At 61.9% G+C, this 19824-nt stretch carries 19 protein-coding genes and 1 pseudogene; 15 read left to right on the forward strand and 5 right to left on the reverse strand.

The window, feature by feature from the left end; translation table 11 throughout:
* Nucleotides 1-2 precede the first annotated feature (2 nt).
* The gene (locus GGD66_RS36110) at nt 3-1682 is read right to left on the reverse strand and encodes a DNA polymerase/3'-5' exonuclease PolX (RefSeq protein ID WP_183261462.1); all 1680 of its coding nucleotides are present in this window, start codon (nt 1680-1682) and stop codon (nt 3-5) included.
* 527 nt (nt 1683-2209) lie between these two features.
* Between GGD66_RS36110 and ligD the strand changes: the two genes are divergently transcribed.
* Nucleotides 2210-3100: a non-homologous end-joining DNA ligase gene (ligD, locus tag GGD66_RS36115; RefSeq protein WP_210316857.1), complete on the forward strand. Its 891-nt coding sequence runs from the start codon at nt 2210-2212 to the stop codon at nt 3098-3100.
* A 34-nt stretch (nt 3101-3134) separates the two neighbouring features.
* Entirely contained in the window at nt 3135-3440 is a 306-nt protein-coding gene (locus GGD66_RS36120) for a hypothetical protein (RefSeq protein WP_183234818.1), read from the forward strand.
* Between the two features lie 360 nt (nt 3441-3800).
* Here GGD66_RS36120 and GGD66_RS36125 read toward each other — a convergent pair whose 3' ends face one another.
* Nucleotides 3801-4175 carry a hypothetical protein gene (locus GGD66_RS36125; RefSeq protein WP_210317847.1) on the reverse strand — a complete coding sequence of 125 codons (375 nt, stop codon included), beginning with the start codon at nt 4173-4175 and terminating at the stop codon, nt 3801-3803.
* Between the two features lie 369 nt (nt 4176-4544).
* Here GGD66_RS36125 and GGD66_RS41765 point away from each other — a divergent pair.
* Nucleotides 4545-4652, forward strand: a pseudogene (locus GGD66_RS41765) (AraC family transcriptional regulator); the annotation flags it as partial.
* Nucleotides 4653-4777: 125 nt separating this feature from the next.
* Here the strand turns inward: GGD66_RS41765 and ribB are convergent.
* Together ribB and GGD66_RS36135 are read right to left on the reverse strand one after the other, a co-directional pair.
* Nucleotides 4778-5854, reverse strand: coding sequence for a 3,4-dihydroxy-2-butanone-4-phosphate synthase (gene ribB / locus GGD66_RS36130; RefSeq protein WP_183234986.1), 1077 nt, complete (start codon nt 5852-5854; stop codon nt 4778-4780).
* A gap of 142 nt (nt 5855-5996) precedes the next feature.
* Nucleotides 5997-6554, reverse strand: a complete 558-nt coding sequence (locus tag GGD66_RS36135; protein ID WP_246783209.1) for an Lrp/AsnC family transcriptional regulator — start codon at nt 6552-6554, stop codon at nt 5997-5999.
* A gap of 677 nt (nt 6555-7231) precedes the next feature.
* Between GGD66_RS36135 and GGD66_RS36140 the strand changes: the two genes are divergently transcribed.
* The 12 genes from GGD66_RS36140 to GGD66_RS36195 all read left to right on the forward strand — a co-directional run bounded on the left by GGD66_RS36140 (nt 7232) and on the right by GGD66_RS36195 (nt 18564).
* Nucleotides 7232-7585 (forward strand): VOC family protein, encoded by a 354-nt coding sequence (locus GGD66_RS36140; protein ID WP_018316669.1) that lies wholly within the window; start codon nt 7232-7234, stop codon nt 7583-7585.
* Between the two features lie 69 nt (nt 7586-7654).
* Nucleotides 7655-8200 carry a flavin reductase family protein gene (locus tag GGD66_RS36145; protein ID WP_246789153.1) on the forward strand — a complete coding sequence of 182 codons (546 nt, stop codon included), beginning with the start codon at nt 7655-7657 and terminating at the stop codon, nt 8198-8200.
* A 114-nt stretch (nt 8201-8314) separates the two neighbouring features.
* The gene (locus tag GGD66_RS36150; RefSeq protein WP_183234816.1) at nt 8315-9184 is read left to right on the forward strand and encodes a branched-chain amino acid ABC transporter permease; all 870 of its coding nucleotides are present in this window, start codon (nt 8315-8317) and stop codon (nt 9182-9184) included.
* Nucleotides 9185-9254: 70 nt separating this feature from the next.
* A complete protein-coding gene (locus tag GGD66_RS36155) occupies nt 9255-10199 on the forward strand; it encodes a branched-chain amino acid ABC transporter permease (RefSeq protein WP_061881449.1) in 945 nt (314 codons plus the stop codon).
* Nucleotides 10196-10921 (forward strand): ABC transporter ATP-binding protein, encoded by a 726-nt coding sequence (locus GGD66_RS36160; RefSeq protein WP_028140599.1) that lies wholly within the window; start codon nt 10196-10198, stop codon nt 10919-10921. Before GGD66_RS36155 ends, GGD66_RS36160 begins: the two co-directional genes overlap by 4 nt.
* Nucleotides 10914-11633, forward strand: coding sequence for an ABC transporter ATP-binding protein (locus tag GGD66_RS36165; RefSeq protein ID WP_183234815.1), 720 nt, complete (start codon nt 10914-10916; stop codon nt 11631-11633). Before GGD66_RS36160 ends, GGD66_RS36165 begins: the two co-directional genes overlap by 8 nt.
* Before the next feature lie 105 nt (nt 11634-11738).
* The gene (locus GGD66_RS36170; RefSeq protein WP_092215471.1) at nt 11739-12503 is read left to right on the forward strand and encodes an enoyl-CoA hydratase/isomerase family protein; all 765 of its coding nucleotides are present in this window, start codon (nt 11739-11741) and stop codon (nt 12501-12503) included.
* Between the two features lie 4 nt (nt 12504-12507).
* Nucleotides 12508-13299, forward strand: a complete 792-nt coding sequence (locus GGD66_RS36175) for a creatininase family protein (protein ID WP_183234814.1) — start codon at nt 12508-12510, stop codon at nt 13297-13299.
* Between the two features lie 167 nt (nt 13300-13466).
* Entirely contained in the window at nt 13467-14600 is a 1134-nt protein-coding gene (locus GGD66_RS36180) for an LLM class flavin-dependent oxidoreductase (RefSeq protein WP_007594451.1), read from the forward strand.
* Between the two features lie 16 nt (nt 14601-14616).
* Nucleotides 14617-15396 (forward strand): enoyl-CoA hydratase/isomerase family protein, encoded by a 780-nt coding sequence (locus tag GGD66_RS36185; RefSeq protein ID WP_007594449.1) that lies wholly within the window; start codon nt 14617-14619, stop codon nt 15394-15396.
* Between the two features lies 1 nt (nt 15397).
* The gene (locus GGD66_RS36190) at nt 15398-17263 is read left to right on the forward strand and encodes a long-chain fatty acid--CoA ligase (protein ID WP_183261464.1); all 1866 of its coding nucleotides are present in this window, start codon (nt 15398-15400) and stop codon (nt 17261-17263) included.
* 77 nt (nt 17264-17340) lie between these two features.
* A complete protein-coding gene (locus GGD66_RS36195) occupies nt 17341-18564 on the forward strand; it encodes an ABC transporter substrate-binding protein (protein WP_183234812.1) in 1224 nt (407 codons plus the stop codon).
* A 72-nt stretch (nt 18565-18636) separates the two neighbouring features.
* On the opposite strand, the gene GGD66_RS36200 is transcribed toward GGD66_RS36195, so the two are convergent.
* On the reverse strand, nt 18637-19497 hold the full coding sequence (locus tag GGD66_RS36200; protein ID WP_018316658.1) for a helix-turn-helix domain-containing protein: 861 nt from the start codon (nt 19495-19497) through the stop codon (nt 18637-18639).
* Nucleotides 19498-19824: the final 327 nt, after the last annotated feature.

The following is a 19824-nucleotide window of genomic DNA, read 5'->3' on the forward strand; positions in this document are numbered from 1 at the left end:
CATCAGGCAGCGCGGGCGAGCGAGCGCCGCTTCTGGCGGAGGTAGCGCGTGATCTCAGGAAGCGTCATCGCATTCAGGATACGGTCGGCGGGGACTCCACCCTTGCGGGCCATCTCGACGCCCCAGTGCATGTGGTCGAGCTCGGCAATCGAGTGCGCGTCCGGATTGATGCTCAGCATGCAGCCGAATTCGAGGGCCGCCTGGTGCCAACGCCAGTCCAGGTCGAGGCGCCATGGATGTGCGTTGATCTCAACGACGACGTCGTGCTTCGCACAGGCCCGAAGTACCTTCTCGACGTCGATTTCGTAGCCGGGCCGTCGCTGGAGCTGTCGCCCGGTCATGTGGCCGATGATGGTCGTGTGAGGATCGGAAATGGCCCGAAGCAGGCGCTGCGTCTGCGCCTTGCGGTCAAGCTTGAAACGGCCGTGAATGCTGGCGACGACGAAGTCGAAACCTTCAAGCACCTTTTCATCGTAGTCGAGCGACCCGTTAGCCAGAATGTCCGACTCAATTCCCTTGAGTATCCGAAAGTCCTTACCGAAGCGCTTGTTCAGGCGGTCGGCTTCCCGGTGCTGCTGCACGATCTCTTCGAGGGAGAGACCGCCGGCGTAATGGGCGGACTTGGAATGGTCGGCGACCCCAAAATACTCGAAGCCGCGCTGACGGGTCGCCTTCGCCATGGTCTCTAGGGTCTCTGTCCCATCGGAAGCATCGGTGTGGCAGTGCAGGATTCCGCGCAAGTCCTTGTCGGTCACAAGCTTCGGCAACTTGCCCTTCAAGGCCAGCTCGACCTCGCCGCGGCCTTCCCTTAGCTCGGGATCGATGAAGGGCAGCCCGAGAGCCTGGTAGATGTCAGCCTCCTCGCTGGCAATCAGTGCGCGGCCCTTGTGCAGGCCGTGAGCGTCCAACCGCATGCCCTTCTCGGCGGCCAAGGCTTGGAGCTGCTCGATGTGAGCGGCGGAGCCGGTGGCGAAGAGAAGGGCGGCGCCGAAATGTTTGCGGTCGGACACCCGGACTTGCAGTCCTTCGGACGATGGCATCGCTGTCTCGTCCGACTTGGCAGCCTCCGCAACGATTGTGAGGTCGGCGACGAGTTCGCAGCCTCGACGGAAATCGCCGGCAATCGTCACGCGCTTCAGTTCTGGCCGGGACTTCCGGATGGATTCCTTCGCGTGCGCGAGCAGGGTGGCGGCGCGGTGCAGGTGGAGGCGGCCTTCTCCGCTTTTGGCCATCGCCAGGTTCTGCAGGATCTTGGTCTGCAGCGCGGCACCGAGTCCTTTCGCCTTCTTGATGCGGTCGTCCTTGGCGGCGGCCTCCAATTCCGCGAGCGAGGTGATGCCGAGATCCTGATAGAGCCGCAGCACCTTCTCCGGCCGCAAACCGGGTACCGCGAGCATCTCGAGCACGCCCTCGGGAATCTCCTTCCGCAGCTTTTCGAGACTGGGATGACTGCCCGTCTTGTGAAGCTTGGTGATGATGTCGGCGATCGCATCCCCGACGCCCGGGATTTCTGTGAGCTGATCTTCGGCGATGAGCACGTCCAGAGCAACGGGGAGGGCCGCTAAGCTGTCGGCGGCCCGAGAGTAGGCTTTCGCCCGGTAGGGGTTGCCGCCTCGCAAGGCGGTGCGCTGCGCGTACTCTCGCAGGAGACTTGCCACACCGCGAGCGTCGAGCACTGGCATTCAGCGAACCTCCCGGTCCGCGCTTTGCGTCGCCGTTGGAGTAGAGCGAACGCCAGAGCGGCCGCTTGACCGGCGATCGAACGAACCCTCGAGCTTCTGGGCGGCGCGGAAGTCGTCCAGGTGCTGGATATTGGAACCGTAAGCGGCCTCCTTCTTGAGGGGATTGTATATCCGACCGGCCACTAGCTGCAGATGCTTCAGCCGGCCCTGCGGCATAGATCTCGCTTTGCAGAGAGCGCGAACGGCGTAGGCCCGAAAGTAATCGAATGCGTCTGACATGATAGGTAAACGCCCGCCATGGACCGGAGTTCGATGCGGCAGGATTGGCTTTTTCGGCGCTGCTCGAAAGCTTGCGAGGTGCGAGGTCTGGGAACTCCTCGCTGCCTTCGAAGTTGCGAGACTCGTTGAGTAAGGTAGGTAAACTGCCCGCCGCCGGCCCCAACCCGGCGGCGGTTTTTTGTGAGTGGCGTAGCGTGGCAAAGCGTACAAGAGCGGCGCCTCCGGCCGAGAAGCCAGAAGCTCCTCAGATGCCGGGGTTCATCAGCCCCCAACTCGCGAGCCTGAAGGTGAAGGCACCTTCGGGATCAAGATGGATTCACGAAATCAAATACGACGGGTACCGCATCCAGCTCCGAATCGATGGCGACGATCGCCGGGCCTACACCCGCAACGGCTACAATTGGGTCAGCAAGTTTTCGAAGATTGCTGCCGCCTTCGATATCGAGGGGCAGGCCATCGTCGACGGCGAAGTCGTCGTCATCCATGACGGCCGCACCAACTTTTCCGAGCTGCAGGCAGACCTCGGCAGAGGCGACCAGGACCGCCTGATCTTCTTCGCGTTCGATCTGCTGTGGCTCGACGGCAAGGATTTGCGCAAGGAGCCGCAGCTCGAGCGGAAGAGGCTGCTCAAAGAACTGATCGAGGAGCACAGGCTCGAGGAGCCCATCTTTTTTAGTGAACACCATGAAGGGGACGGGCAGGCTCTGTTCGTCGCCGCCAGCAAGTTGAACTATGAGGGCATCATCTCAAAGCGCGTGGATGCGCCATACCGATCGGAGCGGGTCGAAGCCTGGCAGAAGATCAAAGTCGTCCAGAAAGGGAAGTTTCCCGTGGTCGGCTTCATCAAGGACCCATCCGGCGTCGCCGCGCTCTATCTGGGCAAGAAGGAAGGCAGTGATCTCGTTTATATGGGTAAGGTCGGCACAGGGTGGAGCCGGACCACCTCGGCGCAGATCCGCAAGGCGCTCGATACCGTCGTCAGCCCCAAGCAGAAGTTGACCAAGACCATCAGAAAACCGAAGGCCACCTGGGTCGAACCCAAGTTCTATGCCGACATCGAGTACCGCGACATTACCTCCGAAGGACTCCTGCGGGCCAGCTCGTTCAAGGGACTGAGCAAAGGAACGCGCCGTTCATAGCCGCGTTTGCCTCAGAGTATCTGGAGTACCGGTCATGGACCCGGAACAGCGAGTTGCGAAGGCGTTGGAAGACGCTCAGGGCATCCTGGCCCGGTATGTCGAGCCTGGCCCCAGAGATTGCGTGCAAACCATAAACCAGCTGCTGGATGTGCTCGACGACGAGGCAGTCGTGCAGGCGCTCAAGGATTCGAAGATGGGAAAACCAACTGCAGAACAACTCGCCGAGCTCAAGAGGCTCAGCGCGATCGCACGGGTGCCGGATGAATCGGAGATCGTTACCTCGAAGGAAGAGGCCGAGACCCGAATCCGCGACCTGAAAGACAAGGCTCGGATGGAATGATGCCTGAGAAGCCCACGAATGGCGTGGAGCCCCAACGCTCCGAGGACAACATTCAGCGCGATCAGCTGGGTCCGCGCGGCGTACCCGGCAAGGAAAGTCCGGCGAGGATGACACCTCAGCGGGAGAAGAAGACGCCTAAGGACGTCGATCCCGGACATCCGGCATGAACTTGATGGACACGTTAGATCCCGATATGCCGCGTCGCCGAGATCCCCAGCCCACTACAATAAGCTAAGGCGAAGTCGCGGCGCGGATTAAGGCGGTGGGTACGCCGTGTCGCGGGCCTGCAGCCGGCACGACGGTCATTCTGACAACCAAGAATTCTGTAATGATCTCGACGAGCTAAAAAGCTGTGAAATGTCAGAATGGGCGTTGAGATGGCGAGCGAAATTCGAAGACTTCCAATCTGAGTATCGCCGAAAGCCATCCGTTCGCGAGCAGCTTCACACTGCCGAGCTCAGCCTTGAGCGACGCCATCACAGCAGCCTTTGACCGGCGAGGGGGTTTTCCAACCTCGCGCATGTCTTCGTCGTGCAGATCAATCAGATCGCCAAATGTGCGAACGTTGCGCACCGCGCGTGGTTTAGACGATCCATTGCGGTCAATGTTGCGCTCCATCTCGAGCGCCCATTCTTCGCCGTCCTTGCGCCGCCGGAAAGTCTCGGCCACATAGCGGTTCTTGCGGCGGACTTGAACGCGCCAGTTTCCCGATCCCAATTGAGTGAAGGTCGCCACGCGTGTGCACTCCGGCTTTCGTGTGCACTATGTGTGCACCGAGAGGTCAAAACGGGTACAAACGTGTGCAATTTCGGCTAGTTTGGAGTGCACACGTTCGTGCTTCATCCCATTGAGAGGATAGGATAAACGATTGAAATATCAAGACTATCGCTTTTCCGTGGCACCCATGATGGACCGGACTGGCTGATCTCGGACCCCGTTGCACGATACTTGATGATGCGCGGCCAAGTTGGATGGGCGAGATATTTTGACCGCAGATTGCGCCAGCAGGCAACAGCTCCTGTGCGATTGCCATCAGGCGTTCGGCAATTTTGAAAGTCGCGGGTTCAGCGCTGTTGTCGCGCATTTACTGTTCGTCAAGCGCGCTCTGCTGGCGACACGTTTCAGTCCGTGTCCGAGGCGCTCGGCTACGAGTCGGTGAGCGCGTTCATCACCATGTTCAAGAAGGCGCTTGGCAAATCGCCGGCGCGCTACTTCTCCGAGCGCGAGGCCGGCCAGACTGGCCCGGGGAGACCTGCCGCGAGACGAACTGCAAGCTTCGCCGGATGCCTGAGGTGCGGGACGCGCTCAATGGACTTTCGAAACGCGGATGGCTGGAGTTAGAGCGCTTCGTTTCGGACGATCTCGATGCCGAAGCCTGACAGTCCCTTGAAGTGATGCGTCGACGACGTGAGGTGACGGATGGAGCTGATCTTGAGATCCCGCAGGATCTGGGCGCCGACGCCGATCTCGCGCCATTGCCGATTACGGTCGTCTTCGCGCGAACTGATCAGGCCTAGCGGCGCAGGCGGAACGCCCGCCGCGCCGTCGCGCAGATAGACGAGCACGCCGCTGCCATTATCCTTGAAGCGTTGCAGAATGACGTTCATCTTGGCATGTTCCTGACCCGAGAACAAATCGCGCAGGATGTTGGGTTTGTAGAAACGCGTGAGGACATTGGTGCCGTCGCCCAGTTCTCCGTAGATATAGGCGACGTGATGAATGGGGTCGAACGGCGAGCGATACGAATAGCCCTGGAGCGGGCCGATCGAGCTCTCCGCCGTGACGCTCGAGACGCGCTCGATCAGCGTCTCGCGGGCCTGCCGGAAGCTGATGAGGTCTGCGATCGTGACCTGTTTCAGCTTGTGCTTGTCGGCGAACGCCGCGACTTGCGGACCCCTCATCACCGAGCCATCGTCGTTCATCAGTTCGCTGATGACACCGACCGGCTCGAGACCTGCCAGTCTGCACAGGTCGACGGCGGCCTCGGTGTGACCCGAGCGCATGAGTACGCCCCCTTCTTTTGCGATCAGCGGGAAAACGTGTCCCGGCCGGCAAAAATCGCCGGCGCCAGCGTTGGGGTTGGCGAGTGCACGGCAGCACGAGGCCCGTTCTTCGGCCGAGATGCCCGTACCGTTATCCGGCCGGTAGTCCACTGACACGGTGAACGCCGTGGTGCGAGCCGAGTCGTTGTTGACAACCATCGGGTCAAGCCGCAGGCGTCTCGCGTCTTCGAGGGTAATCGGAGCGCAGACGATTCCCGATGTATGGCGAATGATGAAGGCCATCTTCTCAGCCGTACACCGCGAGGCGGCAACGACGAGGTCCCCTTCGCCCTCGCGATCGTCGTCGTCGGTGACCACGACGATTTCGCCGTCGGCGAGCGCCTGCAGGGCCGCTTCGATCGATCCCGTCATCTCGGTCGCTCTGCTCGCTGGAACCGACGGGTGCTCGCGTTGGGCCGTGTGCGGATTGTCAGGCTCGCAGCGCCGCTCGAGCACTCTGCCGATCTTAACTTCACCATTATTGCCAACTGGCCGGAGCCCATGGCGGGGCGCCTCATAGCCTTTCCACGCTGTAGCTGGGACGATTGGTGTCGAGCCCGATCGGCGCATCGGACAGCAAAGGACCGGTTGGGTCGTATCGGGGTCTTGGTGAGCGCTCCAGAGGGCGCGAGGGGGCGGCGCAAGCCTTGACGGTGACCGGCCGATTGGCGTCGATCGGCAGCACGGTCTTGTGCGAAATGCGCTTGAGGGCCAGATTTGATCGAATGCTGCTGACGCCGGGAATGCGGGATAGTTTGTTGACAATCAGGTCTTCGAGATCTTCGATGTCGGCCGCCATGACGCGGAGCATGTAGTCGCTCTCACCGGTCATGAGATAGCATTCCATTACCTGGGCCAGCCGGTCGATGGATCGGGTGAAATTCTCGAGGGACGTCTGGACCTGCTTTTCCAGCTTGATCTGGATGAAAGCCGTTACACCAATGCCGAGCACGGCGGGATCGAGAAGGGCGATCCGTCGATCGATCACGCCGAGTTTTTCGAGTGTTCTGACGCGTGCCAGACACGGCGACGGCGAGAGATTGACGCGTGATGCGAGCTCGACATTGGTCAAGCTCGCATTCTGCTGGAGCTCGTTGAGGATCTTGATATCTATTCTGTCGAGAGAGGTTGTCGACATCGCGTATCTCCCAAGTATGGCAGTCTTCTGCGGCGCGTATCACCGTCGTTTGCGGGGTGATGACAATCGCGTGGTAAAAGCTAACCGCAATTGCGCTTGTGGGATTTCGACAAATCGTCGATTTGTATCGAAAAACCATCAACCTTCGCATTGTGCATTGCGATCAGGAGGTTAGTTGCCTACTTCCGATACATTTTTTGCCTATGCGATATGCAGGCCGACGTTGATCCACGGATTCGGTCAAGATGTAATGCCCGCCGCTCCATCGATTGGCTCCCCATGTCACTTGACGGGACGTGCAGCAGAGTTCGATGTCGAGAGCTGCCCTGTTTCGTACAACCGCCTGTCGTCGCGTGTGGCCCCCGGTCCCACGCCGCTGACCACGCCGCGGGCGTTGCGCGAGACAAAAGGTTCGGCAGCAACGACGCCCACCCTCGTCAACCAGAAAATGGCAAAGATCGGCCGGATGCAGAGTTGGATCTAGCGACTCGACAAGTCGTTACAGCATAAAATGCTGATGAAGCTTCTGTGACAGGCGTTGTTCAAGCAGTAATGCTGCGAGGCTCGGGCGACTATCCAACCACGATCGCACTTGGGTAGCGACGGTTTGGATGTCGAGCGTGAAACTGAAGCAAGTCTATTTGACAGCGAACGATCCTGGACGCTTGGCCGAGTTCTACGAAGGCCTGGGTCTGAAGGTGCGCTTCGCTGATCACGGCAAGTGGATCCAGTTCGTGAGCGATGCGGCTGCGTTCTGCGTCGCCGGACCGACGGAGTCGGTCTCGGACCAGCTGCAAGATGCCGTTCTTGTCTTCGATGTCGATGACCTCGATGCCGCCATGGAGCGTGCCGCAGCCATGGGGGCGCAAGTCGGCGCGGTCCGGGACATGGAAAGTCACGGCCGTGCGGTGAAGGTGCGGGATCCGGGCGGCAACGTCATCCAGTTCTATCAAGCAGCCGGATAGCTCAGACGTTCACCGGGGCGGCGCTGCATGCCCGGAACCACAACCAGACAAAGAGGGCGCATCCATCCCATGAATCCAAGGGTCGTAGCCATGCCGTCCGCAACACCGCCGCTGTCCGAAACGAGCCCACTCGACGCCGCAGCATTCCGTGCTGCGATGCGCAGCGTGCCGGGCACCGTGTCGATCGTCACGACAGGCCGGGCGCCGAACCGCCATGGTCTGACACTCACGGCGGGCTGCTCGCTGTCGGCGGCTCCGCCCAGCGTGCTGGTTTGCGTCAATCGATCTGCCGGTGCGCACGACATCATTCTCAGCAGTGGGTCGTTCTGCTGGAATATTCTAGGGGTCGAGCATCGCGATCTGGCGCTCAAGTTTTCCGGGCAGGACGGCAGCAAGGGCGATATCCGCTTCGGTGACGGTTTGTGGTGCGATCTCAAAACCGGAGCACCAAGTCTGGTCGGCGCGGTCTGCAGCTTCGATTGCCGCGTGGTGAATGCTTACAGCGACAGTAGTCACACCATTTTCACCGGAGAGGTGGTGGCTCAGACCACGAGGGCCGGATGTGAGTCGCTCGTCTACATCGACGGATGTTTCGCCGCGCCAAAGGCGGTCTGAAACACAGGACGACGTCAGGCGCCGCTACGTTTCCGCTACAGCCAAGATGGAACCGATCAGCATGCAAGGAAGACGAAGACTTTCTATCGCGCATCCATCGGCGGTCGGTCGCTGATGCTGTCGCTCTGGCTCAATGTCATCGCCGGCGGGGTGCTCATCGGGCTGGTTTACGGGCTCGTCGCGCTCGGTCTCACGATCGTCTTCGGCGTCATGCGCGTGGTCAATTTCGCTCATGGCGAGATGGTCGTGTTCGGGATCTACATCGGATACTGGACCGTTCAAATCTGGGACATCCCGATCGTTTTAGCCGCCGCGATCGCCGCGGTCGTCATGTTCGTGTTCGGCTATCTGCTAGAGACGCTCGTCGTGAAGCGGTTCGTTAATCGGCCGCATCACTATCAGTTCATCGTCTTCATCGGCCTCTCACTGCTTTTCAGCGGCGTATTGCTGATGTCGTTCGGTCCGGATCCGCGGCCGACGGCGTCTCAGTTGTCCTTCCAGACCGTGAGCGTGGGATCGCTCACCTTGGATTGGGCCCGCATCCAGGCGGCCGCTACGGCCGGACTGCTGATCGCCGCACTGGGAGCCTATCTGAAGTACTCCGCATTCGGCCGATCGCTGCGGGGCGCCGCCAATAATCGACTGGGCGGACTGGTGGTCGGGCTGAATATCCCTCGGGTCTATGCGGTGACCTTCGGCATCGGAGCCGCCTGCGCTGGCGTCGCCGGCGCATTGATCTCGCCGCTGTTCGATGCGCAGCCCTATCTCGCCGTCGACTTCACGCTGCTGGCCTTCGTGACGGTGATCGTCGGCGGTCTCGGCAGCTTCGGCGGCGCTCTTCTGGGCGGCCTGACGATCGGGGTCGCCGAAGCGATCGCGGCCTTGATGTTCACGCCGTCGATGAAAACAGCACTCCCTTACGCACTTCTGATCATCATCCTGATTTTCCGTCCGAGGGGGTTTTTCGGTGCAAAGGACCTCTGATCAAGCCAGCGACACCAAGCGTTGGGGTGCCGGCGCTCTAGTCTTCGCCGCCCTGGCCGTGGTGGGTGGCATGTCCAACGCCTACGTCATCTCACTTCTGACGATCGTCCTGTTGTTCACCTTCATGGGACAATCGTGGAACCTGATGCTCGGGATCGGCGGGCAGCTATCCATCGGTCACGCGCTGTTCGTTGGAATCGGTGCGTATGCGGTGGCGATCCTGAACATCAAATACGGCGTCACCCCGTGGATCGGTCTGCTGCTGGGCGCGGTGATTGCGGGCTTCGTCGGCGCGGTGCTGGCGTGGCTGAGCTTCCGCTTCGAGGTCCGTGGCATCTATTTCGCGCTGCTCACGATCGCAGCCGCCGAATTCGCCCGGATCATGTTCGGCGGGTGGGACTATGTCGGCGGCATGCAGGGCCTGTTCTATCAGGCGCCGAGTGGCACGATGGACCTCGGGATGCTGCGCGGTGACGCGCGGTTCTACTACTTCGTCGCGCTCGCGCTTGCGGCCATCGGCGTCGCGGGAACGGAGCTGATCTCGCGGTCCTATTGGGGCTATGTCTGGCGGGCGATGCGGGACGACGACGAGGCCGCCCGCGCACTGGGGGTGCGGACGTTTCGCCACAAGGTGCTGGTGGTCTCGATATCGGCCGCGACAGCCGCGGTCGGCGGCGGCGTGCTGGGCTTGGTGCAGGGTGCGATCTTTCCGGATTCGATCATGGGCATGGCGATCTCGGTCGACGTACTGATCGGCCCTGTGGTCGGCGGATTGGGCACTGCGTTCGGCCCGCTGGTCGGCTCGATGGCCGCGATCCCGCTGCATCACGCCATGGGGGCGCTCGGCGACAGCCTGGGGCTCCCCGGACTGAACAGCGTCGCCTACGGGGCGGTGCTGATCCTGGTCGTGTGGTTTCTGCCCGACGGCATCTGGCCGGCGATCGTCCGGCTCTACGAGGCGATCCAGCTGCCGGCGCGCGGCCGGATCTCACAATTGCGGAAGGTCGAGGAATGACCGCGCTGCTCGAAGTGAAGAACTTGACCAAAGCGTTCGTTGGATTGGTCGCGGTCAATGACGTCAGCTTCTCACTGCAGGCAGGCCGCATCACCGCCCTGATCGGGCCGAACGGCGCCGGCAAGACCACCTGCTTCAATCTCGTCGCCGGGGCGCTGAGACCGACCGCCGGGCGGGTGCTGTTCGAGAGGCGTTCGCTCGAGCGCGAGCCGCCCGAAGCGGTGTGCCGCATGGGCATTGCGCGCACCTTCCAGATCGTCCGACCGATGAAAGATATGTCGGTGCTCGAGAATGCCATGGTGGGCGCCTTCAGCTGGACGACGAACGTCAAGGAGGCGCGGGACAAGGCGTATGAGTCGCTCGAAAATGTCGGGCTCGCCGGCAAGGCGAATGCCCGGACGGATCAGTTGACGTTGCCCGATCGCAAGATGCTCGAGATGGCGAAGGCGCTCTCGACTCGCCCCAAGTTGCTGCTGCTCGACGAAGTGATGGCGGGGCTGCGTCCGACCGAAGCGGCCGGCGTCGTCGGCGTGCTGCACCGGCTCGCCGAGGGTGGACTGACGATCCTACTGGTCGAGCACGTGATGCGGATCGTGATGGAAGTGGCGTCGACCGTGGTGGTGCTTCACCACGGCGCCAAGATCGCCGAGGGCAAGCCGTCTGAGGTGGTAGCGGATCCCGCGGTGCTGGAAAGTTATCTGGGAGCCGGCTTCCATGCCTGACGACGCGCTTCTCGAAATCGACGACCTGTGCGTGGCCTATGACGGCTCCAATGCGCTGAACGGCGTGTCGCTCAGCATCGGTAAGGGTGAACTGATCTGCGTGGTCGGCGCCAACGGCGCCGGCAAGACCTCTCTGATCCGATCAATCGCGGGGATCGTTCCGTCGTCGCGCGGTTCCGTCAGGATCAACGGAGTCGAAATCTCGCGGCGACCGCCGTGGGACATATGCGAAATGGGCATCGCTCAGGTCGCCGAGGGCCGCCAGATCTTCAGTGCGCTCTCCGTCGAGGACAATCTGCTGATCGGCGGCTCGCTGAAGCGGGCCAGGCGAGATCTGGCAAATACGCTTGATTCCGTCTATCAGCTGTTCGGGCGACTTCGCGAGCGCCGCGACCAACTCGCCGGCACGCTGTCCGGCGGCGAGCAACAAATGCTGGCGATCGGTCGGGCGATCATGTCGAAGCCAGAAATCGTGATGTTCGACGAGCCGTCGATCGGACTGTCGCCGGCGCTGACCGATGTGATGTTCGGCGTCGTCAAATCCCTCAACGAGCAGGGGATCACGGTCCTTCTCGTCGAGCAGAATGTCGCCAAGTCGCTCGCGCTGAGCAGCCGCGGCTATGTGCTCGAGAACGGCTCCGTGGTGTTGCATGGATCTAGCCGCGATCTGCTCGAGAACCCCGATGTCCAGCGCGCCTATCTGGGATTGTGAGGCGCGCCGTCTCGGCGAGGCGTCGGGCGTTGCGGCTCTCGTCGCGCCGCCGTTCGGTCCACCGCTCCCCGGCTGTTGCAGCCGCCTCTCGCTTGGGTCTCATTGATGAACACTGCCACCTCTCTCCTGATCGAGCGTGATCAAGACCTGGTCACGATCACGATGAACCGGCCGCCGGCCAATGCGCTGAATGCGCAACTCATCGTCGAGTTGCTGGAGGCGATCCGGCGCCTTGCCGACGACGAGAATCCGCCCGGCATCGTGCTCACCGGAAGCGGCGACCGCTTCTTCAGCGCAGGCGGCGACATCAAGGAAGTCGTCGGGATCGACGTCGCGAGGCCGCGCATTCGGTTCTTCCACGAACTCCTCGTGGCGATGGAGAACTATCCGGGCCCGATCGTCTGCGCCGTCCGCGGCTATGCGGTCGGAGGCGCCCTGGAGTTTCTGCTGCATGCGGACTATGTTGTGGCCGATGCGGCGTGCAAGATTGGATTTCCGGAAATCAACCATGGCCTGCTGCCGGTGACCAAAGGCATGCGCCGGGCCGTCGAGAAGCTCGGCGTGCGGGCGGCGCAAGAGCTGCTGTACTGGGGCGAGCTCGTCGGCGCGGAGCGTGCCGTGGCGATCGGCGCCGTGAACGAGATCGTCCCGACCGAGGAGGTCGCATCCCGTGCGCGAGACGTGTGCGGCGTGTTGCGGCAGAAAGACCGCAAGCTGTTCCATGCCATCAAGCGATCGCTCAACCTCACCGCGCAAATGAGCGATCAGGCGCTCGAAAAAATGACCGTGGCCGACCTCGACGCCTATGTCACAGCCGAGAGCTCAACCAACGCGCGTGCGAGATTTTTGTCAAAGAACAGCAAGGGCTGAGCCGATGACGCGCGGATATCCCGATCAGATCTATCTGGAGCAGATGAGCCACGAGGAGGTCGCCGCGGCGCTGGCCGATGGGTGCACGACGGTAGTGATCCCGCTGGGGGCCGTCGAGCAGCATGGGCCGCATTTGTCTTTGGGCATGGATGCGGATCATGCCGATGCTCTGGCCGAGCGGATCGCGCGCAGCCGCGGCAACACGCTGGTGGCGCCGACCATCACGGTCGGCTGCTCGTCTCACCATCTGCGATTCGCGGGTACGATCTCGCTACGGCCGGAGACGCTGGAAGCGATTTGTGTCGATTATTGCACAAGCCTGGCGCGGCACGGCTTCAAGCGTATCCTGATTCACTCGGGTCACATCGGCAATTTTCCGGTGCTGAAGGACATGCTCGGTCGCTTGCGCGAGGCCGTCCCCTCGGATGTCGAGATCCTGGCGTTCTTCGACTCGACGAAATGGATCGACACGTGGCGCGATGCGGTGCGCGAAGCCGGAGGAGACGTGTTGGCCGTCGGCGGCCACGCCGACATCGCCGAGACGTCGCTGATGATGGTCATTAGGCCCGATAGCGTCAGACCGGACCGCTTCGAGGTGGGCCATCTTGGCGGCTTGTCGGAGGCTGATCTCGAACTGATGTGGAAGAACGGCATCCGATCGGTTTCGCAGAACGGCGTGATCGGAAGTCCGATCGGCTCGAGCTACGCCATCGGCGAAGCGTGCCTCGCGGCGGTCGCCGAGTTGCTGATCAAGACCTTCGATAGCGGGGCCGGAGCCGCCAGCGCCCGCCGTTGACGGTCAGCCCGTCCGCTGCGTGGCGAAGCTTCCTGGGGCGTCTGCCATGTTGCGAATGCTGACAGCATAAAATTCGGAAAGCGTTACTACGCAACGCGGCTTTCGGGCGAAAATATCGCCACGCCTATGAAACCCTGTGCCATCTCGCAAGCTAAAAGGATTGAGACATGGCACTTACGTTTGGGTTCTGGTCTGAACAGGAAACCCAGGTCGGCCACAGTTACTCGCGCAGGCTTCACGAACTGGTCGACGAAGTCCGTCTGGCCGAGAAGGTCGGCTTCGACTGCGTCGCGCTCTCCGAGCAGCACGTGGCACTGGGCGGGATCTCGAGCTCGGCGCCCGAAGTGGTGTTCGGCTATCTGGCCGCGGTGACGTCGCGCGTCAAGCTGCGCGCGGCGGTGACGCTGATGCCGCAGCGCATCAACCACGCCTTGCGTTCGGCCGAGCGGCTTGCCGTGACCGACATCCTGTCCAACGGCCGCATGGAATTCTACGGCGGCCGCGCCAACACCACCATCGCGATGCGGGCGTTCAACGTCGATCCCAACGAAACGCTGGCGCAGATGGAAGAAGGGCTGGCGCTGCTGAAAACGGCGATGCGCCAGGACATTTTCACGTTTGACGGCAAGTACTACCAGATCCCTCCGCGCCAGCTGGTTCCGAAGCCGCTGCAGAAGCCGCATCCGGTGATCGGGATCGCGGCGACCAGCGAGCGCAGTCATCTCTGGGCGGCCTCGCAGGGCTTCGCCGTGATGAGCAGCAACATCTATCAGGGCTGGGAAGCTCAGCAGAAGCTGATCGACGCCTATCAAAAAAACTGGAAGTGCGACGCGGAGGGACCGCTGCAGCGTCCGCGTATCGGCATTCCGCTGTTCATCGGCATCGGGAAAACGGACGAGCAGGCCAAGGCGGATTATGCCGGCCCGCTAATGCACTATGCCAAGATCTCGACCGATGCCTATCCGCGTCTCGCGGCGATTGCCGACGACTACAAATACATGGGGGAGAGCGTGCCGTCGATGGAGCGCGCCGCCAACGACTGGGACTATCTGGTCAACGAGTCGGCCACGACGGTGTGCGGCAGCCCCGATACGGTCATTCGTCAGATCGAGAAGTTCGAGGCCATGGGTATCGACGAGGTGCTGCTGCACATGGACTCCGTCCCGCACGAAAAGATCATGGAGGCGATCGACATGGTCGGTCGCTACGTCATCCCGCATTTCAACGACGGAAACAACGTCGTGCGGCCGACGGAGGAGATCCTCGGGCAGATCCGGCTGATGCGGACCCAGAAGCAGTAATCGAACGGTGAAATCAATGTCGCAATACGGCTACAAGTACCTGATTGTCGAGCAGCGCGCCACTGGCGTCGCGATCGTCACGATGAACCGCCCGGAGATCCTCAACGCGATCAACTGGGAGATGCACGAGGAGCTCGAAGACGTCTTCGTCAAGCTGGATCACGACAGTTCTGTCAACGCGATCGTTCTCACCGGTGCGGGCCGCGGATTTTGCTCTGGTGGCGATCAGAAGTCGCTGGATAAGGGAACGCTGCCGTCCCCGACGCGCAGCGGTCGCCACCTCATCCGCAACATGCTGGAAGTCGAAGTGCCGATCGTCGCGGCCGTCAACGGTGTCGCGGTCGGCCTGGGTGCCACGCTCGCGCTGTTCTGCGACGTGATCTATGCGAGCTCGACAGCCCGTTTCGCCGACACGCACGTCAATGCCGGCGTCGTCGCGGGCGATGGCGGCGCGGTGATCTGGCCGCTGCTGATGGGGCCGGTACGCGCGAAGCACTATCTGATGACCGGCGAATTCATCTCGGCCGAGAAAGCGGCTGCTATCGGCATGATCAACGAGGTGGTCGCAGACGGCAACGTTCTCGATGCCGCGATCGAATACGCCGAACTGCTGGCAAGCGGGCCGAAGGAATCGATCGTGTGGACCAAGTACAGCGTCAACAAGATCATCAAGCAGTACGCCCACCTGCTGCTCGACACCTCTGCGGCGCTGGAGATGTTGACGTTCAAGTCGCCCGAGCGGGCCGAGGCGGTTGCCGCATTCGCGGCCAAGCGCAAGCGTTTCGCGGAGCGCTGAGATGAACGTCGCTGAGATGACATCCGGCGCCCAGTTGGCGGATACGACCGTCGTGCAGCTTTTGGCCGCGCGACTCGCGGAGCGGCCCGACAAGATCGCCTTGCAACAAAAGCGTCACGGCGCCTGGACCGCCATGACGTGGGGCGCCTATGCGCAGCGTGTCGTGAACCTGGCCAGCGCGCTGCGGCGTGCTGGTCTCGAGCGCGGCGATCGGGTCGCGATCATGGGCGATTCGTCCGAGGAATGGCTGATCGCCGACATGGCCACGATGTGCGCCGGCGGCGTCATGGTGGGCGTTTACTTCACCTCGTCACCCGAAGAAGTGGCTTACTGCTTCACGGATTCAGGCGCGAAGTTCGCGTTCGTCGGCGGGGAGCCGCAGCTTCGCATCGTGCTCGCCTCCGGTCGGGCCGAGCAGCTCCGCGGCATCATCGTGCTCGACCCGGGTTGGACCGGCGAGGCCTCGGCGTCGATCAAGTCGCTGGCCGCCTTTGTTGGAGCACCCGATGTCGATGCGCATGACTATCTGCAGAAGGAGAGCGCGACAGCAAAGGCGTCCGATGTCGTCAGCATCGGCTATACGTCCGGGACGACCGGAAACCCCAAAGGCGCCATGCTGACGCACCTTTCCATTCTCGCCGGCGTTCATTGCATCACCCTGTTCGGCCCCAGCATGCGCGAAGAGGAACACCGGGTGGTCGTGCATTTGCCGATGTCGCACACCGTGGCGCGCGGGCAGGCGACCACGTTGCCGCTGATCGCCGACGCAGTTCCATATTTCGGCGAGACGACCGCGGACTTCGCCCAGACGATCAAAGAGGTGAAGCCCACCTACTATATGGCGCCGCCGCGGTTCTACCAGCGCTTTGCGACACAGATCCTCAGCAAGGTGCATCCCGCCGGGGAAGCGGGAGATCAGAACTACACGCTCGCCATGACGATCGCGCGCAGGGCGCTCGAAGACCGTCAGCGCGGCCACGAGGATGCCTTCGTCTCGAAACTGTTCGCGGCCTGCCGCGAGCAAGTGTTCCTGCCGCTGCTCGCGGAGGTCGGTTTCGACGAGCTGAAGGTCGCGTTCACCTCGTCGGCGGCGATGCCGTCCGAGCTGATGTCGCTGTGGCAGCTGTGGGGCTTGCAGCTCAAGGAGTGCTACGGCCAGACCGAACTGGTCGGTGCCAATCTGGTGCAGATGGCGGAGTGGCCGAAGGCCGGCAACGTCGGGGTCCCGCTGCCGGATCCGGCCTGGGAAACCGCCGTGCTCCAGGACGGCGAGATGATCGTCCGTGGACCGGGATTGTTTGCGGGCTATTGGAACAAGCCGGACGAGACGAAAGCGGCGCTTCGCGACGGCTGGCTCTACACCGGCGACATCGTCGAAGTGTCGCCGGAAGGAACCTTCAAGCTGGTCGACCGGAAGAAGGAGATCATCAACACGTCGAACGGCAAATCGATCAGCCCGACTCAGATCGAAAACGAGCTGAGGCACAGCCCGTTCATCTCCGAGGCGGCTGTGATCGGCGAGGGGCGAAAATATCTCACCGCCCTGATCGAAGTGGATGCCACCGCCACAATGGACTGGGCGAAGTCGCGCGACGACAAGATCACAGGTTACGCCGACCTGGCAGGCTCCGAGATCGTCAACCGGCTGATCGAGGCGGAGATCGGCAAGGCCAACGGAAGGCTGGCGCGAGCCGAGCAGATCAAGGCGTTCCGCATTCTGCCGGAGGAGCTGTCGCTCGAGAACGGCGTGATGACGCCGACGCGGAAGAAGCGTCGCAAGCAGATCAACGAACGCTATCAATCGCTGATCGCGTCGCTCTACGACGAAACCGAGGAAGAGTTGATCAAGGCCGAGATGGGCCTTTGACGTCGGCGGTCGGTCCCAAAACGTACGAAGCTACCAGTCGAGATAAGATTTCACTCCTTCAGCAACAGGACATCGAGATGACCAAGCGAAGCGGAATCACGCGGCGGACGATTGTCGGAAGCGGATTGGGAATTGCGGCAGGAATGGTATCAAGGCCATCGTTTGCGGCGAACACGAAAGTGAAAGTCGGAGCGATCATGCCCAGCAGCGGCGTGCTGGCGTTTCCCGGTCAGGCCTGCGTGCGCGGCATCGATCTCGGCGCCAAATTCGCGCGTGAGAAGTTCGGCCTCGACATCGAGATCGTTCACGCCGATACGCAAAGCCGTCCGGAGAACGGCCGGATTGCCGCCGAGAGCCTGATCCGGCAGGGCTGCACCGTGCTGATCGGCGCGTGGGATTCCGGTGCCACCATTTCGGCGCTGCAGGCCTGCGAGGCCGCCAAGGTGCCGATGGTGGTCCACATCGCGAGCGCCACCCAGGTAACTTCACAGGGCTTCACCCAAGTGTTCCGCTATTACCCCACGTCGCTGACCATCGTGCGGCAATCGTTGACCGAGCTGAAGTCCGTGCTCGGCACGCTGAAGGATCCGCCGAGCAGCGCCGTCGTTCTCCATCTCAACAACACGATGGGGCAGTCGACGGCGGCCAGCATCGATCAGGCGTGGAAGGAAGTGGATGTTCCGCTCAAGATCGCGCAGTACGTTGCCTATGACGAGAAGGCCAAGGATCTGTCGGTGGAAGTTGCCAAGGCGAAAGCGTCGGGTGCCGATGCTTTGATCTCGGTCACGCGCGTCAACGACGCGATCATGATCGCGCGCGAATGCATCAAGCAGGGCTGGGACCCGAAGATGGTGTTTTCGCCCAACTCCAACGGCGTGTCCGACAAGGCGTATCACGACGCGCTCGGAAAGTATGGTGACGGTCCGGTTCTGTCGGCGTTGTGGCTCAATCCCAAGGGCGCCGAGACCGACAAGATCATGAAGATGTTCGCGGCGGACTACCCGAACGACTGGTTCGATGCCAATGCGGGCTGCGCGTTCGAGGCGGTGCAGATCGTCGCAGACGCCGTGACGCGGGCGGCTTCGCCGGAGTCGGCGGCGATTCACGGCGCGCTCAAGAAGACCGAAATGAAGCCGATCCTGATGTACGGCGACAACACCAAGTTCGACGAGACCGGCCAGAACATCCACTGTTCGATGGTGATGCTGCAGGGTTTGAAAGGCAGGCCGCGGGTGGTGGCTCCAAAGGCCATCGCGGAAGCGTCGCTCGAATATCCACTTGCGCCTTACAGCAAACGCTGAGCTCGTCCCGTGCGACCCCGCGAAAGCGTCGTGGGGTCGCGGTCGTCAAATATCGAGGCAGGGACGTGCGAGCTAGGGCAAACTGTCCGAATTTATCAGGCGCGACCGCTCGGCAAGGAAGCGGCGAGGGCTCTGTCCCATCGTCTTCTTGAACATCGTGATGAACGCGCTCGGGGTTTCGTAGCCCAGTTCTAGCGACACGGCCTGGACCGAACTGCCCGCCGTGAGGCGTTGCATGGCGATCAGAATGTGGAGACGCTGGCGCCAGCGCCCGAAGGTCATCCCTGTTTCCTTGGCGATGAAGCGTGCGAACGTGCTCTCGCTCATTGCGTAGCGCGAGGCGACTTCGTCCATCGTGCTGCGGTCGCCCGGATTATTCAACAAGGAAGTGGCGAGGTGTTGAAGACGGGCGTCGGGGGAGATCGGCAGATACATTTCATCCGTCGTCGGCATCTGCACGAGTTCGTCGAGCAAGACCCGGCCGAGACGGCTGGTCGGTCCTTCCAGCGGATAGAGCGGTGGGAACACCGAGAGGCGGTGGATCAATTCGCGCACCAGCGACGTGATCATCAGCGTGCAGCAGGTCCGCGGCAGCATGCTGACCTGTGGATCGATGAACACGGTGTAGAGTTTGCCGAAATCGGCCACGCAATTGCTGTGCTGCACGCCGGCCGGGATCCATACCGCGCCTTGCGGAGGTACGATCCACAAGCCACCAGGCGCCCGGCACATCACCGAGCCATGAGATGCGACGACCAATTGGCCTTTGCGGTGTGAGTGCAGCGGTAGGTCGTCGTTGTCTTTGCTGGTTTCGAGACAGAATGAAGTGACGGGACGATCGAACTGATCCGGATCGACCGGATCATAGTTGATCCGAAGATCGGGGAGATCCATTCGCGCAAAATCCGGATCGAACTCGGTCTCGGGCGGCATTTCAATCCTGTCAATTCGTCAAGTCTGTCATGCCTTGATGCAGATCCTGCTGCTAACCCAGGTTAGCTGTTTTGAAAGCTCAGGTCACTAGTCGCGGCGAGCCGTCGAGTTCGCTGATCCGCGACAAGATGGCCGCTCCTGCGGCGTGAGCGCTGAGCGATGCGGCATGCTGCGCCGCGACCAAGCGTGAGCACCTGTCAGGCGGCCGACGGCTCGATCACTTGCCTGATTAAACCAACAGCAGAGAATGCTGCGATGCGAGCCTCGGCGTCCCGCCGGAACCGGGCAATCCGTCGGAACGCGGCCGTATTCAGCAGCACGTGCCAC

This window comes from Bradyrhizobium sp. CIR48 (assembly GCF_014198315.1).
In the GTDB taxonomy this organism is placed as follows: domain Bacteria; phylum Pseudomonadota; class Alphaproteobacteria; order Rhizobiales; family Xanthobacteraceae; genus Bradyrhizobium.